The sequence below is a fragment of the Neobacillus sp. B4I6 genome (assembly GCF_050434045.1).
In the GTDB taxonomy this organism is placed as follows: Bacteria; Bacillota; Bacilli; order Bacillales; family Cytobacillaceae; genus Neobacillus.
The window spans coordinates 2496765-2513020 of record NZ_JBNPWB010000002.1 but is presented as its reverse complement, the minus strand read 5'-3'; the positions used below and the strand labels follow the sequence as shown (position 1 = coordinate 2513020).

Annotated in this window: 13 protein-coding genes and 1 pseudogene; 13 read left to right on the top strand and 1 reads right to left on the bottom strand. The window is 38.2% G+C overall.

All coding sequences use genetic code 11. From position 1 onward, the window contains the following. The first annotated feature begins 5 nt into the window (after positions 1-5). The 4 genes from QF028_RS14395 to QF028_RS14380 all read left to right on the top strand — a co-directional run bounded on the left by QF028_RS14395 (position 6) and on the right by QF028_RS14380 (position 3990). Positions 6-1175, top strand: a complete 1170-nt coding sequence (locus QF028_RS14395) for an MFS transporter (RefSeq protein ID WP_429466398.1) — start codon at positions 6-8, stop codon at positions 1173-1175. Positions 1176-1238: 63 nt separating this feature from the next. After that, positions 1239-1946: an SDR family NAD(P)-dependent oxidoreductase gene (locus QF028_RS14390; protein WP_429466396.1), complete on the top strand. Its 708-nt coding sequence runs from the start codon at positions 1239-1241 to the stop codon at positions 1944-1946. Between the two features lie 422 nt (positions 1947-2368). After that, positions 2369-3115, top strand: coding sequence for an SDR family oxidoreductase (locus QF028_RS14385; RefSeq protein WP_429466394.1), 747 nt, complete (start codon positions 2369-2371; stop codon positions 3113-3115). Positions 3116-3408: 293 nt separating this feature from the next. Then, entirely contained in the window at positions 3409-3990 is a 582-nt protein-coding gene (locus tag QF028_RS14380) for a sugar O-acetyltransferase (protein WP_429466392.1), read from the top strand. 557 nt (positions 3991-4547) lie between these two features. Here the strand turns inward: QF028_RS14380 and QF028_RS14375 are convergent. Beyond that, positions 4548-5096 carry a TetR/AcrR family transcriptional regulator gene (locus tag QF028_RS14375; RefSeq protein WP_429466390.1) on the bottom strand — a complete coding sequence of 183 codons (549 nt, stop codon included), beginning with the start codon at positions 5094-5096 and terminating at the stop codon, positions 4548-4550. Positions 5097-5312: 216 nt separating this feature from the next. Between QF028_RS14375 and QF028_RS14370 the strand changes: the two genes are divergently transcribed. The 9 genes and pseudogenes from QF028_RS14370 to QF028_RS14330 all read left to right on the top strand — a co-directional run bounded on the left by QF028_RS14370 (position 5313) and on the right by QF028_RS14330 (position 16240). Next, positions 5313-6071, top strand: coding sequence for a carboxymuconolactone decarboxylase family protein (locus QF028_RS14370; protein WP_429466388.1), 759 nt, complete (start codon positions 5313-5315; stop codon positions 6069-6071). Between the two features lie 56 nt (positions 6072-6127). Next, entirely contained in the window at positions 6128-7300 is a 1173-nt protein-coding gene (locus QF028_RS14365; RefSeq protein WP_429466386.1) for an MFS transporter, read from the top strand. A 405-nt stretch (positions 7301-7705) separates the two neighbouring features. Then, positions 7706-8431, top strand: a complete 726-nt coding sequence (locus tag QF028_RS14360; protein WP_429466384.1) for a dihydrofolate reductase family protein — start codon at positions 7706-7708, stop codon at positions 8429-8431. A 42-nt stretch (positions 8432-8473) separates the two neighbouring features. Next, the gene (locus QF028_RS14355; protein ID WP_429466382.1) at positions 8474-9451 is read left to right on the top strand and encodes an aldo/keto reductase; all 978 of its coding nucleotides are present in this window, start codon (positions 8474-8476) and stop codon (positions 9449-9451) included. A gap of 80 nt (positions 9452-9531) precedes the next feature. After that, positions 9532-9844: pseudogene (locus QF028_RS14350) on the top strand (MFS transporter); the annotation flags it as partial. Positions 9845-10100: 256 nt separating this feature from the next. Then, positions 10101-10283 carry a Fur-regulated basic protein FbpA gene (locus QF028_RS14345; RefSeq protein WP_429466380.1) on the top strand — a complete coding sequence of 61 codons (183 nt, stop codon included), beginning with the start codon at positions 10101-10103 and terminating at the stop codon, positions 10281-10283. 369 nt (positions 10284-10652) lie between these two features. After that, on the top strand, positions 10653-12188 hold the full coding sequence (gene argH / locus QF028_RS14340) for an argininosuccinate lyase (RefSeq protein ID WP_429466378.1): 1536 nt from the start codon (positions 10653-10655) through the stop codon (positions 12186-12188). 695 nt (positions 12189-12883) lie between these two features. Then, positions 12884-14716 carry a helix-turn-helix domain-containing protein gene (locus tag QF028_RS14335; RefSeq protein ID WP_429466376.1) on the top strand — a complete coding sequence of 611 codons (1833 nt, stop codon included), beginning with the start codon at positions 12884-12886 and terminating at the stop codon, positions 14714-14716. Positions 14717-15037: 321 nt separating this feature from the next. Further along, positions 15038-16240, top strand: a complete 1203-nt coding sequence (locus QF028_RS14330) for an acyl-CoA dehydrogenase family protein (protein WP_429466374.1) — start codon at positions 15038-15040, stop codon at positions 16238-16240. Positions 16241-16256: the final 16 nt, after the last annotated feature.

The following is a 16256-nucleotide window of genomic DNA, read 5'->3' as shown; positions in this document are numbered from 1 at the left end:
TTTTCTTGCAAAAACAAAATAATTTACTCACATTTATATTAACCATCGGAGTCTTCGGCATCTTAAATACAGAAATGGGGGTTATTGGGATATTGCCTTCCATTTCTGATCAATTTCATGTCAGTATAGCAAAAGCAGGATGGCTGGTGAGTTTTTTTGCCCTTGTTGTTGCAGTATCTGGTCCAACGATGCCTTTATTGTTTTCAGGGATCAATCGGAAGAAGGTCATGTTACTTGTACTTGGTGTTTTCGTTTTGGGAAACATTGTATCCATATTTACATCTAACTTTACCATTCTATTAATGGCTCGGATTATTCCAGCCTTTTTTCATCCCATTTATTGTTCGTTGGCATTTACAGTAGCGGCTGCCTCAGTAAGTAAAGAAGAAGCTCCAAAAGCTGTTTCCAAAGTATTTATAGGAGTATCTGCCGGTATGGTGGTCGGTGTACCAATCGCAAGTTTTATTGCTAGTGCAACTTCTTTACAAATGGCGATGGTGTTCTTTGCTATTGTAAATATGTTGGCATTCGTTGCTACCTTACTATTTGTACCCTCTATGCCTGTTAAGGAAAGACTTTCTTTCGGAGCACAAATTTCGGTATTAAAAAAATCTATTACTTGGCTTTCGATTGTGTCTGTCATTTTATTAAACTCAGCCGTATTTGGAGTTTATAGTTATCTTGCAGATTATCTGAAAACTGTTACGAATATGTCTTCCAATACTATTAGTCTAATATTATTCGTATACGGCGGAGCCAATATTATTGGAAGCATTGTCGCAGGGAAGTTACTTACTAAAAATGCGATCAAATCTGTAGTGACATTTCCTTTTGCATTGGGAGTTGTTTACATCCTATTATTCTTTTTTGGACAATTTACCGTACCAATGGCTATCATTACTTTAATTTGGGGAATTTTAGCTGGAATAGGGGGCAATATTAACCAATATTGGATTACGTCTTCAGCTCCCGAAGCTCCTGATTTCGCAAATGGCTTATTTTTAACATCCGTTAATTTAGGAACAACATTTGGCGCAGCTGTAGGCGGGTTAATTATATCGGATATGGGTACACAATACGTCGTATTCGTGGGATTCCTATCATTGATACTAAGTTTGGTAACTATTTTACTTAGAAACTACATGTTTACTCCTACACAACAACTTTCAAAATAAGGAGTATCCCTATTAGGATTTTTAGATGCCACTCTATCGGATAACGGGAACGGGAGGAATTAAATGTCACACGATAAACAAGTTGCACTGGTCACCGGCGGGAATCGCGGTATTGGATATGAGCTGGTTAAACAATTGGCGTTGAATGGTTTTAAGGTCATTTTGGCAAGTCGTGACCCAGAAATGGGTCATGAAGCTGCGCAAAGACTTAAGGAATCAAATCTGGACGTTTCGTTTGTGGTGATGGATGTAGATAATCAAGAAAGCATCCATCAAGCTGCAATTACAGTAAATGAGCGGTATGGAAGATTAGACGTATTGATTAATAATGCTGGCGTGTATCTGGAGGAAAATAAAAAGTTAGTGGCAATGGACCCTTCCGTTCTGGAGAGAACAATGACAACCAATTTCTTCGGCGCTTACCATGTGATCCGTTCCTTTATTCCCCTCATGGAAAAACAAGGCTATGGGAGAATCATTAATGTTTCTTCAGAATATGGGGCGATGAGCGAGATATCTTATCAAGGAGTAGGCGCTTATAAGTTGTCTAAATTTGCCCTAAATGGATTGACACGATTGGTAGCAGCAGAAATCAATGGTGATATCAAAATAAATGCAGTCGATCCGGGATGGGTAAGCTCAGATATGGGTGGATCATCTGCTCCAAGAACTCCTAGGCAAGCAGCTGAGTCTATCCTGTGGTTAGCGACAATTGGACCTGAAGGACCAAACGGGGGGGTCTTCAGAGATGGAAAACGAATCGATTGGTAACAGTAGAAGATCCTTGTAGATCGGTATAAGGCTTAGCTATACGAGGAGCAGATAGAATGAAGAAAATCCTTCCAGTATTTTTTACTCTTGCTGTTATTTTTACTTTTGCAGGATGCAGTAATACTGCAGCAAACAATAGGTATACATCATCTGAGAGATCTGCTGTTTCTAAAAACAACTCAATGATGAACTGATCGGTACCCGCTATTTGACCCCATTTATAGTGTACGGAGTGTGGCAAATGTCCAACGAGCAGCTTGAGCAAAGTGCAAAGGATTACGTGGCTTATGCATTGAACTACGAAATAGAAAAACTCGCTGTACGCTAAATAGGAAAAATAAGTATATTAGCCTGATATTTTAGGTGAAGATAAAACGTTGTATAAAAAAACAGGATATAAATATAAAAAGGAGGAAATAATCATGTCAAATATTAAAGATAAAGTAGTTATTATTATGGGGGCATCAAGCGGAATTGGTGAAGCAACAACTAAGAAACTTGCTCAAGAAGGAGCAAAATTGGTCATTGCTGCTCGCCGTGAAGACCGTTTGAAGGCTCTTGTTGAATTATTACCAAATGCTGAAATCTCATATGCTGTTGCAGATGTAACAAATAAAGAAGAAGTTCAAGCTGTTGTAGATTTGGCAATGGAAAAATACGGTCGTGTAGATGTACTCTACAATAACGCTGGGGTTATGTCAACTGCCCCACTTTCAGAAACACGCTTTGATGAATGGAGACAAATGTTAGACATCAATATCATGGGGGTATTAAATGGTATTTCTGCGGTTTTACCTATCATGAAAAAACAACAATCCGGTCAAATTATTGCGACAGATTCTGTTGCAGGTCATGTCGTCTACCCCGGTTCTGCGGTATATTGCGGAACAAAATTTGCGGTTCGTGCTATCATGGAGGGGCTTCGCCAAGAAGAAAGGGAAAATAATATTCGTTCAACAATTATTTCTCCAGGTGCTGTATCGACTGAACTTTATACTACAATAAATACTCCTGAAGATAGAGAATGGGTAAAGAATCTTATGGAATCAGGAGAAGGTTTTTCTTTGAAACCAAGCGATATTGCTGATGCTGTAGCTTATGCGATCAGTACACCTGAGTCAGTTGCTGTAAGCGAAATTTTGATTCGCCCAACCAAACAAGTTGTTTAATCATTCTTTATTGTAAATTAATCATCACAAAATGGACCAAAAAGAATTCTCTCACCATATGATTGAGAATTCTTTTTGTTTTTATAACAGTAAAATAGATATTCGCTTAAAAGTCACATAATTTTTAACATGTTAGTGAAGTGCAACTGCAAAAATTTTAGAATAAAAGCGGTAAATTAGTATTAGCAGCCCGTAGAGAGGTTAAATTAAAGAAGATTAGTGACCATTATTCGCCCACAAAAACAAGAAGTATAATGAAATTAGTAGCAAAAAAAGATAGGTGATTTTAAAAAATGGAAATGAAAGAATTTATAGAATTTTGTAAAAAAGGAAATCCAATTTCAGGTGAGGATAAGGAATTACATGAACTACTAAAGCAATGTAGTTATGAAGCCCAAAAGATAACAATGACATTGAATACATCCTATCATTCAAGAGAAGAAATAGTAGAGATTTTTAGTGAACTGACAGGTAACAAAGTCGATTCATCGTTTATGTGTTTTCCGCCATTTTATACAGACTTTGGTAAAAATATCACTATTGGAAAAAACGTGTTTTTTAACACAGGGTGTTCATTCCAAGATAGAGGTGGAATTAGTATAGGAAACGGTTCTATGATAGGTATGAATGTTACGATTGCCACACTTAATCATGGGTTATCCATAGAAACAAGAAACATTACATACCCCTCTCCAGTTATGATTGGCGAAAATGTATGGATTGGGTCAAACGCAACAATACTACCTGGTGTGACGATTGGGGACAACTCTGTTGTTGCGGCAGGAGCAGTTGTAACTAAGGATGTCCCGGAAAATACTGTTGTTGCAGGAGTACCAGCAAAAGTTGTAAAAAAAATTAATAATAATTTAGAGTAATTTTTAATTTTGGTCTTGTTGGATAAAAATATGCAATTGTGGAGATGGCATTTTCCTATAAGATATGTTGGATCCAACTTTTCATGTTCATTTGATTGTGAAGAAATGACTAAGCTAATGAGTGCTTTAGCGGTACAGCCAACCTAAAAAGTCGATTTCTAAAATACACAAGAAATCGACTTATTAGGTTGAAAATCTCAAATCTTCAATCGTTTGATGTTGGAGACCAAGTTAGCGTTTCTGGCTTTCTTGACTCGTGGGGAGAATGCGAATACTGTCTCAGCGGTGTAGATGAACTTACTACATTGTTTTATCACCAAACTTTCTTAAAGATTATCAATAATTTGGATCACTTTGTTGAATAAACAACAAAGTGCGCTCAATTAACGATTGAACGCATCTTGTTTCTGTTTATGATTATAAACAGATGTTGATTAAACAACTAATGATGGTTTTCATTTCTGGGTGTAAGAGAATTGTCTTTTAAAAGTGGGAATGGCGGGTGAATATTCTGCTTTACCACTAGGAGTAATTATTTTTGCAACAGTTACTCTTAACTATTCAAGATTCCTATCTAACAATGCCCCCGTTTGTTCTGCCATGACACGAGCTGGCAAAGGCATTCCATTCTTGAACCACCATTCCACTGCCCCAACGATCGCTGAGCCAAAAAATTGAAGAATAACATCTTCATTTAAACCGTGATTTTTTCCTTCTTTTATATCCACTTCACACTTATACTCTTCAATGACTAAATCAAGAAACCGACTACGAAAATAAGGAGCACCTTTACTCGCTAACATGGTAGAAAAGAATAAGTAATTATGCTCAAAGTAGTCGAACCAGACATAATTTCCTTCTTGAAACGTCATTTCAGATGCTGATTGGCAAAGGTCTCGGAGATTGTTTATATGTTCTTCTATCATTTTATCCAGTAGATCATATTTATCCGTGTAATGAAGATAGATTGTACCTCGATTAACATCTGCTCTGTCAGCAATATCCTGAATGGTAATGTCGTCAAAACTTTTTTCAGACATCAGGTCAATAACAGCATTTTTTATAGCTATTTGGCTTTTAGCTATTCTTCTATCTACTTTAGACATTTTCATTCACCAATCTTTCTAAAGATAATTAACAATTATAATTGATTTGTTGAGTAATCAACGAATTGCGTTAATTTAACCATTGAACGCACTAAGAATCTTTTTATAATTATAAACAGATGTTGATTAATCAATCAATATTAATTTTTAAAGCATCATGTTTAGCTAACTTTTAGAATAATAAAAGTAAATTAACTTCATACAGGAGGCTTATTTATGGACCGAGTTGAAAAGAGCAAAGAAAAATACAAACAACTATTTGGTAATGGAGTACCAGCCGCGTACGCTACTGATCCTGATTTTCAGGACATTCTTAGCCGCTTTATTTTTGGAGAAGTTTTTTATCAAGGTAACCTAGATGACAAGCAACGTGAGCTAATCACTCTGGTAGTGCTTGCAACCAACCAAACATTACCTCAACTGAAGGCACATGTCATCGCGGCATTGAATGTTGGGTTGACACCTGTAGAAATCAAAGAGGCCGTTTATCAATGTGCTCCATACATTGGATTTCCCAAAACATTAAACGCCATCAATGAAGTCAATGAGGTTTTCAAAGCAAAGAATATCGCTTTACCAATTGAAAGCCAAAAGACTGTAGATGAAGATAATCGTTTCGAGAAAGGACTTGCTACTCAAGTAGAGATTTTTGGTGAAGTCATTGCAAAAATGCGTGAGGCTGCTCCAGCAAATCAAAAGCATATGCAGGATTATCTTTCCGCTTTTTGCTTCGGAGATTTCTACACTCGTGGCGGACTTGATTTGAAAACACGGGAGTTGTTGACACTCTGTATTATCAGTACGCTGGGTGGTTGTGAAAGCCAAGTTAAGTCACATGTGCTGGGTAATAAAAATGTCGGCAATGACAAGGAAACATTGATCACTGCCATCACCCACTGCCTCCCATATATGGGCTTTCCGAAAACACTAAACGCATTAAGTTGTGTAAATGAAGTGATTCCCGAAAATGAATGAAAAATTAACGATAGGAAGTTGTATCAGGAATCTTTGAGGGGTGAAAAGGAATCAATATGAAAAACACCTCGAAAATTTACATGCTGGCCTTGATTACCTTCATGGTGAGTACATCGGAGTACGTTATTGCAGGTATTTTGGATAAAGTTGCTGCCTCGAATAATGTTTCGGTATCAGTTGCAGGACAACTAATCACCGTATTTGCTCTTGCTAATGCGTTCGGATCCCCACTTGTCGTAATGGCGACGACAAAAATGAATCAGCGAAAGTTAATGATGCTTTCTCTTGCTTTAATGGTGCTCGGCAGTGTGATGACCATCACCCTTCTTGGTTTCGGATTTCTTATCGCATCTCGTATCATACTTGCTCTAGGAAGTGGAGTTTTTGCCATTGCTGCCAAAACTGCCGCAGCAAAATTAGCACCACCCGAAAAACAAGCAGGGGCTATTGGCACAATTATTCTTGGATTTAGTGCTGCCATCATCATCGGTGTACCTATTGGCCGTGTTGTAGCCACCACGTACGATTGGAAGCTAATCTTTGTGGGAATTGGTGTTCTTAGTTTACTAGCAATCTTCGTTATCATGCGTACGATTCCCGCCACAAATAACGGAGTGGCCGTCCCTCTAGGCAAGCAACTCTCTTATTTAAAGAACCCGAAAATCTTAATGGGCCTAGGTGCAACGTTCTTTTGGCAGCTAGGATATGGGGTGATGTATTCCTATATTGCTCCCTTCCTATTAACCGTTACATCCATAAGCGGACGAGAATTGAGTGGTGCCTTGTTTGCCTTCGGTATTGCTACCTTAATAGGTTCCAAGTTTGGGGGATTTATGACGGATCGGATTGGTAACTCCAGAACTCTTGTCGGCGGTTTGGTTGTCCACGTTATAGCTTTAGTGTTGCTATCCACTATCACTAGTTCAACCTTTGTCGCCATTCCATTGCTTATGCTATGGTCCCTCTCGGCGTGGTCGTCAGGCCCAGGGATGCAATATAATCTGGTCTGGCTCGCTCCAGAGGCATCAGGAATTATGCTTAGTCTATATGGCTCTTTTATACAGTTAGGCATAGCAACAGCCGCTGGAATAGGGGGTATTGCCGTAAAAAGCACATCGGTGCTGGCGGTCAGCTGGATCGGAGCTGTATCAGTCGCCATTGCCGCAATTATCGCTGCGGTCTCGTTTAGTCTTAATAGTAAACCCAGGAATTACGAAAGAGCCATTTAATGGAGGGGGTAATATGAGTAGAATCAACAATTTAGAATGATTTGTTCAATAATCAACAAATTGCGTTAAATTAACGATTGAAAGAATTATGTTCCTTTGTATAATTATAAACAGATGTTGTTTAATCAAATGGTATTGATTTTTACAAGAATTTAATTAGCAACTTCGGAATAATAGAGTTTAATTAATTATAGTAGGATTTTTATCTACCGTGTTGAAAGATCACGATATTCTTGAAAATGAGCATTGCTCGTGCGATTTCCTTTGCCAGTGAGCAGCCAGCAGATGTAGGTATTAATGAAATGATTATCCGACCAACGGTTCAAGTAGGTTAAGCTAATCTCTTTAGCTGCCCCATTTACACATTTTTGGGGCAGTATTCTATCACTTAAAGGGGAAAAACACATGGAAAGACCATATATAATCTGCCACATGCTCACTTCATTGGATGGGAAAATCATTGGAGATTATTTGAAAGAAGAACGAGCAGCGTATTATACAGACGAATACGAAAAAATTCATGGACATTATGGATGTAAAGCATGGATGTGTGGCAGGATTACCATGGAGGAACACTTTACTTTCGGACATCAATTAGATTTAAAACAAGATAACGTTCCGACGATCCCCAGAACTGATTATCTAGCAAATAAGGATGCTAAAAGTTATGTCGTAGCAGTAGACCCTTCTGGAAAACTAGGATGGACCAACAACTACATTTCAGAATGGAACGATAATAGAACGAAGGACCATATAGTAGAGGTGCTTACAGAGCAAGTATCTGATGCTTACTTAGCTCATCTGAAAAAAATAGGTATATCTTATATTTTTGGCGGAAAAGAACGATTAAATTTTACTGTCGTAGTGGAAAAACTAAAAAATCTATTTTCAATCGATGAACTAATGCTAGAAGGTGGGGGCTTTTTAAATGGTTCCTTTTTGAATGAAGGATTAATTGATGAATTGAGCCTGATTTTAGTTCCAATTGCGGATGGTGCATCTAATTCAGTGACGCTATTTGAAACGAGCTCTTTTCTAACAAATCAGCATCCAGTAAATTTCTCCTTGAAAGAAGTCGAAAAACTGGACGATGGCGGGCTATGGTTGAAGTATGTAACAAAACGTGATTAACCGCCGTTTAACTAAAGAATGAATAAATATTGGAGGTCCACTATGGAATATCGCACAGTAGGAAAAACAGGAATTCAGGTTTCAAATTTATGTTTTGGGGCCATGTCTTTTGGCGGAGACGCTGATGAAGAAACATCTAAAGCCATGTATAAACGTTGTCGGGAAGCTGGTATCAACTTCTTCGATACTGCCGATGTTTATGGGCGTTCTGAGGAAATTTTAGGTGAATGCATCGCTCATGAGCGTGAATCCATCGTCCTAACAACAAAAGTGTTCTGGAACACGGGTGCTGATGTGAATGCTAGAGGCTTGTCCCGAAAACATATGATGCAAGGTATTGAAAATAGCCTGCGTCGCTTAAAGACGGATTATATTGATTTTTATTTCGTCCATGATTTTGATGAACAAACTCCTATGGAGGAAACGCTACGGACACTCGATGACTTACAGCGTCAAGGAAAGATTCTTTACCCGGCAGTAAGCAATTGGGCAGCATGGCAAATCACTAAAGCATTAGGAATTTCTGCAAAAGAACAACTGGCTCGTTTTGAATTGATCCAACCTATGTATAACCTTGTTAAACGCCAAGCAGAGGTTGAAATCTTACCAATGGCTGCTTCCGAACAAATTGGAGTCATTACTTATAGCCCACTTGGTGCTGGACTTCTTTCAGGAAAATATGGAGTGAATAAACGTCCTGAGCAGGGCCGCCTTGTACAGAATGCCCGCTATGGTGACCGTTACGGTGCCGATGATGATTTTGTTACGGCTGAACAGTTCACCAAATATGCACAAGAACATGATGTGAAACCTGCAACTTTAGCAGTTGCTTGGGTAATGGCTAATCCTGCTGTTACTGCTCCTATCATTGGTGCACGAAATTTAAACCAATTAGAAGATTCATTAGCAGCTGCCGATTTTAAAATGACAGAAGAAATCTATGCTGAAATTACCAATTTATCAAGGACACCTTCACCTGCAACGGATCGAACAGAGGTATTAACTGGTAAATGGAAGTAAGGACGAAAAAGGTCTTTATTAAAATGGTTAAGAAGGATGTATTATGTGTACACTCTTCTTTTTTAACGATTTAAAGATGCCCTCTTTTCATAAAACAGATGGGTGGAAAAGAATCACAGGTCGGGCTTGGGATGGGAGCATTTATGCTTTCAGCCGTAATTTTTCGCCCATTTATCGGTGGGCTACTGGACCAGTTCGGCAGGGGGCCGTTTATCATCTAGGGGGCTGCTTCTCTTTGCCTTGATCATGTATATGTACAATTGGGTCGGCGGAATCGTCTTTTTGATGGGGCTCAGAATTTTGCACGGGGTAAGCTGGGCCGTTACCACAACCTCTATTCTTACGGCCATTACAGATATGATACCTCCCAAAAGGCGCGGAGAAGGCATGGGTTTAGTCGCCTCTACAGGCGTCAATTATTCGTCTTGTACCACCAGTTCGAGCAGGGGTTGACAACCGATTGGGTCCATACCGCTTGTCATTGAAAATCGCGAAGGCACTGTCATGATGATAGTGTCTTCTTTATTTAATTTTAATTCATACTTTACTGATAGGAATTGTAGGTTTATAATAAAATTAATCTAATAAATGAAATTAAAAGTGGTTGTATTCAAGGGAAAGTTTTTGTAAAACTAAGGGAGTGTTTCTGTTGAGAAATAGTGATGAAAAAAAGCGACAAAAACTTATCAATAAATTAATTTTTTTAAACGTCTATAACAAAGGCGATCAAAAGCTTTATGAGTTGCCACTATCGAAATTAGAATATGAGTATAGAAGATTTAAATTACAAAACCATCCGCATGGTGAGTTTGGATCTATTCAGTGGATATAAAATAAATATGGTTACGTTACATTAGACTATATGGTATTTACACACCTGCGGTCTTTTTTTGGCAAGGTGTGCAAAGGAATTTGCTCATTTGGCAAAGATATTACCACCTTTGTATGAAGAAGAAAAGTTGAATTTTTAGTCTATAAAAAAGTATTATTTACTGTCTTCCGGACAACCGGTGGCATGGACATACAATGTTCATGCTTTTTTTATTAACATAAATAGGCTGGAGACATAAAATAAACAAAAGATCGCGAACTTTTTTCTCCTGTTTTATTTTCAAAAGTTTACTAGTCATTTAAGGTTTATTCATTCTTGTAGCCTTTTTTACCGAATTAACCATGATAGGGGAATATTGGGGGTATTGTGATGAATATTAAGGAGAGCATTTTGGAAAAAGAAGGTCGGAAGTTTCCTGGAGCGACCTATTCAGAGGTAGTATTGGCACCTGCTTATGAGCACGCCAAGCAATCTTTACTAGAGCCGATGATAGCAATCCATAAAGCCCACCTGATTATGCTGGTGGAACAAGGGTTGTTGCAGGAGAGTGGGGGTTCCCAAATCCTTGCAGCTATTTGCGCACTTGATAAGGAGAGAATTCTCCAATCCACCTATGATGGACAGTATGAGGATCTCTTTTTCCTTGTAGAAAATCAAATTATGAAAGTTGCCGGCGAAATGGGTGGGAGTTTGCACCTTGCTCGGAGCCGGAACGATATGGGTGTTGCAATGTACAGGATGGTTCTTCGGGACAAGATTCTACTCGCCATCGAGGCGCTGCTTTCCTTTCAAGAAACACTTTTGAGGGTGATCGACACCTATAAGGAAACCATTGTCCTTGGGCATACCCATACGCAGCAAGCCCAGCCGATGACGTTCTCCCATTATCTTCTGGGTATGTACGATGTCGTTGACCGTGACTTAAAAAGATTGAAAGCAGCCTATGATACATGCAATGCTAGTCCTCTCGGCGCGGCGGCCTTCACTACGACCGGATTTCCGATTGACCGAAATACAGTCGCAGAGTTATTAGGATTTCCGAAAATCATCAAGAGTGCCTATGATGCGATTGGCGGTGCCGATTATTTAGGGGAAATTGCAACAGCGATACAATTAACCTTTATCAATCTCGGCCGGTTTTCACAAGACCTTCTCATATGGTCCAGCCAGGAATTTTCAGCGATTCGTGTGGCTGACCCCTATGTTCAAACGAGTTCCATTATGCCGCAAAAAAGAAATCCTGTTTCACTAGAGCATATTCGTGCATTAAGCTCTAGCGGAATTGGGAATGCCCAAACCGTACTTCAAATGTTACATAACACACCATACGGAGATATAAACGATACCGAGGATGACCTTCAGCCGTATTTATGGAAGGGCCTGCACCTTATTGATCAAGTTTTTCGGTTAACAAACGTGGTGATTGGAACACTTGAAGTAAATGAAGCACTGTTAAAAAGAAGGGCCCAAGAAAGTTTTGCGACGATAACGGAATTAGCCGACACCCTGTTTAGGGAAGCAAACATCCCGTTTCGAACCTCTCATTCCATTGCCAGCCAGGTGGTGAAAATTGCCTTGGCCAGAGGACTGAATGCTACTCATGTCACATCTGTACTCGTGGATGAAGCGGCAAAAGCAGTTGTCGGAATTCCGTTGAATTTACCGGAGGAGATCATTCGCACAGCAATGGACCCAGAACACTTTGTTAAAACTCGGTCGCTGCCTGGCGGACCAGCACCGGAGGAAATGAAGCGGGCCATTGTGGAAAGAGAAGCTAGTCTACACCACCATATTTCTATACTCCATACTGAGGTTAATCGAATTAAAGTTTGTATGGAAAGACTTGACCAACTGACAAGCCATTGGGGTAAAACGGATGAAAACGATATCAATACTGGACATTGATGAAGGCGGTAGTTAATTCCAGAAGACAATAGGTGATGATCAGGACCCTACTGTTCTTAAATAGGGGAATGACTAAGTAAAATATAATAAAAAATATTTAACTTTTACTTAACTGGTAGGAATTGTCAGGTATAAGATGTTAGTAAATATTTGCTCAATAATTTATATGCCGACTGGTTAACTAGAGGCTCTCAATTCAAGGTGAGATTATCTTGAAATGAGGGCCTCTTAATTTTTCAATAAAAGAGAAAGGGAATAACGATCTATCATCGGACCATAGGGAAAAAATAACCTTATTTAAGGCAAAAAATATAAAAATAGGAGGGAAATAAATTGTCAAATTCAGTTAATCAGCTAAAAAAAGATACTCAAAAAATTTCATTTCGGGGCAATTAAATCTATTAAATCAAGTCCTCATACTATTTCAGAGCTATAAAATCATCGTTCCTACTATTTAAACAACGTAAATAAAATTCTGAATATTATGTTATAATACTACTAAAATAAATAGTTCTTCTTAGTTGTTTGAATAAATACATAATGAACGTTCAGTTAGTCGCAAAGGAAGTAGAGGATTCTATAGATTCGTATTTAAACGCTAAAAATTAAAAGGTGCCTGTCACTTGTCGAATGCTACAAATATCGAGTGGGACAGGCACTTTTTTCAGGAGCACAGACTAAGGGGTCGAGTAAATATGAGTTTTAACCAAATGCACATAAAAGATGCTTTTGAATTACCTAAAGAAACAGTTTTGAATGAATTTTATGAACGAATTATTTCAATCCCTATTGAGGCAAGAACAAATTTGAAAAATGAGCTCATTACCGTCATTGGCGATGAACGAACAAGGGGCGTGTTTATTCGATACGGCTGGCATTGTGGTGTGAGTGATGCGGAAAAAGCCATGTCGCTGCAATGGGACGATGAGATGGATTTGGTAAATGCAGGTCCTAAATTTCACAGGTTGCATGGTTACTTAGATAAAGTGGAAATTTTGGAAATGAGCTTTGATGAGCAAAAGAAATGCAATTTTATTGAAGTCCTTTGGATTAATACGTTTGAAGCGTCTCAATATTTAAAAGACAAAGGCCTCAGTGAAGGGCCTGTTTGTCACACCTTGTGTGGATATGCAAGCGGTTACCTGTCAAAAGTGTTGCAACAGCCGATCCTTGTTAAGGAAGTAGAATGTCGCGCGATGGGCCACGAGCAATGCAAATGTATTTGTATGCCTATTGAAAAATGGGGAGAAGAAATTACGAGTGACCTGAGTTACTATCAAGCGAATAGCATGATCAAGGAACTCGATGAAATAACAGCGAAATTAAAAATGGAGCGGGACCATTTAAGTAAAGCGAGCGATATACACCGGCAATTAATTGAGGAACTACTGTCGAACCAAGGGTTACAAAAAGTTGTTGATATTTTATTTGAAACGACCGGTTTAACAGTCTTTATTGAAGATGAATATAATCAAATCATTGTAAAATCAGGAAACCTTCCGAATCCGCTTACTTTAAATACATTTAGAGATACCAACACTACATTTGTACGTTATTCAGAAAAGCTTTCATTGTTGTGCACCCCAATTTTTTATGGACAGCAAATTAAAGGCTATTGTTCTTTTGTTTTTACAGGAGAGAATCAGCCGAATGAGCTTGATTATATGATTATTGAAAAGGCAGCAATAACGTCTTCGCTTATATTATTGAATGAAAGTATAAAAGTTACTACGGAGCAAACGATTAAACGGAGCTTTTTAAATGATATCTTGGAAGGTCGATTAGCAAAGGAAGAAATGTATAAGATCGCCTATTATTTAGATTTCAATCCTTCCTCGACCTATTGGATGTTAACGTTTGAACGATTTGTAAAGGAACCAAAAATTGAACATGAAATAGCGTTTAATGAAGAATTGATTCGTCATATTCATCTATTTTTGAAAGAGCGCACGATCAATTCAATCGTTTCACAAAAACTCAACAAAATTATTATATTAATGGAGTACCCAACTTTTGAAAGTTTGCATATATCACAGTCTACGTTTATTGATCAATTGTTAAAGCATTGTTCACGGCGTTTCCCAAAATATAGGATTTCTGTCGGTGTTAGCTCTGTCATCCAGGAGTTTTCACAAACTGTCACGCTATACAATGAAACATTGGCGGCATTACGTGCAACAAACAATCGAAAAAATGTATATTACTTCGAAGAGCTAGGCATTGAAAGTGTTTTATTCCAAATACAGGATGATGTGTTGATTGAGCGCTTTGTGAATCAACATATTGGTAGGTTGTTAGAAGTAGATAGTAATGAATTTGAGTTAATAAAAACGTTATTTGCATATATAGATAATGGAAGCAGTATTAACGATACTGCGAAGGAATTATCCATGTCGATTAGCGGATTACGCTATCGACTGGCCAAAATTAGTGAGATTTTAAACCATGATCTTAATGATACACAATATGCCTTCACACTTTATTTAGCAATCAATATTTTAAAAGCAAAAGGAAAAATTGAGATGTAACTATAAGCCTTGCCCATTAACTTGTTGATGGACAAGGCTTTTTCGTAGATAAATAATGAAAAAAGTTTGTTTGATTCATCATTTTACAATAACTATCTAGCTAACTCCGTTTCTTTTGTAACGGTTAGAAATATAAACTTATCATGATTTACGCAATCCAATTAAATATATAAAGAAAATATTTAATAGGAAACGTGTTAAAAACAATCTAAATTCAGTATCTAATGTAGGTATATTTAAAATATTCTAAATATTATAATTCAAATCAGTAGCAGATGCTTGATAGAAATTGAAAACGTTTACTTAAGAGGAGGAAGGTATATGGCAGTTAATCTTTTAGAAGTTAAAAAGACTCCCAACAAAGAAGAACTTCTTATGAGGGCAAAGGAAGTCGGTTTATTAGCTGAGAAATACGCTTTAAAGGCAGATCGAGATTCAAAGCTTCCAGATGAAGTAATTGAAAAAATAAAAGAAGCTGGGTTTCATAAACTTTTACGGCCAAAAGAATATGGCGGCCAAGATTTAGATTACTTTACTTTTGGTGAAATGATCCGCACAATCGCGAATCATAGTATCGCCGCTGCATGGATAAGTTATTTCTTTGTTATTCATGAAACCTGGGTTGCGTTTTTACCAAAAGAAAGCCGTGATGAATTGTATGGACATGGTGGCTTAATGGCAGATGTATTTGCCCCTGTCGGGAAAGTAACAGAGGATGGCGAAGGCTATCGTCTTTCAGGGCAATGGAACTTCTGTAGTGGAGTGCTTTGGAGTGATTGGATTGGACTAGGCGCAATCACCAAGCTAAAGGATGGGACAGAGCCGGAATATTGTTTATTTATTTTGAATAAAGAGGAAGCGGAAATCGTCCATAACTGGGATGCAATGGGCTTGCGTGGCTCAGGAAGTAACGCGGTGAAAGTTGACAACGTTTACATACCGCCGAGTCGAATTTTCCATGCAACCCGTGTCATTAACGGTGCAGGCCCAGTAGATAGTAATTTTGAGCCTGACTATCAAATTTTCAATGTACCATATATCCCATGGTTCTTAATGGGCTTCCAATTTATTCAGATTGGCGGCATAGAACGATTGATTGATATTTTCCAAGAAAAAACAGAAAATCGGATTCGTATTTTTAACAATAATTCAAATGAAAAAGAAGCAGCTAGTAGTCAACGTGTATTGGCGGAATTAAAACTACAATTAAGTTCTTTAAAAGGCTTAGCAAATGATTATGTTGAAAGGTTAACGTATTATCAACAAAATCGCATTCGGACATTGGATGAAGAAGAGCGTGAAAGATTGTTTGGGATTCGTGGGCATATATCAAAGACGACTTCTGAGATGGCGCTCCGTATTTTACTAACTTTAGGTGGAAACTCCGTATTTAAAGGGCAGCCTACCGAATTGTTTGTGCGTGACATTATGACAGCGGCTTCTCATCCGACGCACCATTACGAAGATGCAATGGCATCATATGGCAAGTCAATCTTTGGCTTTAAAGGAAACCCAATTTGGTAAATGAATCTCCCCATCG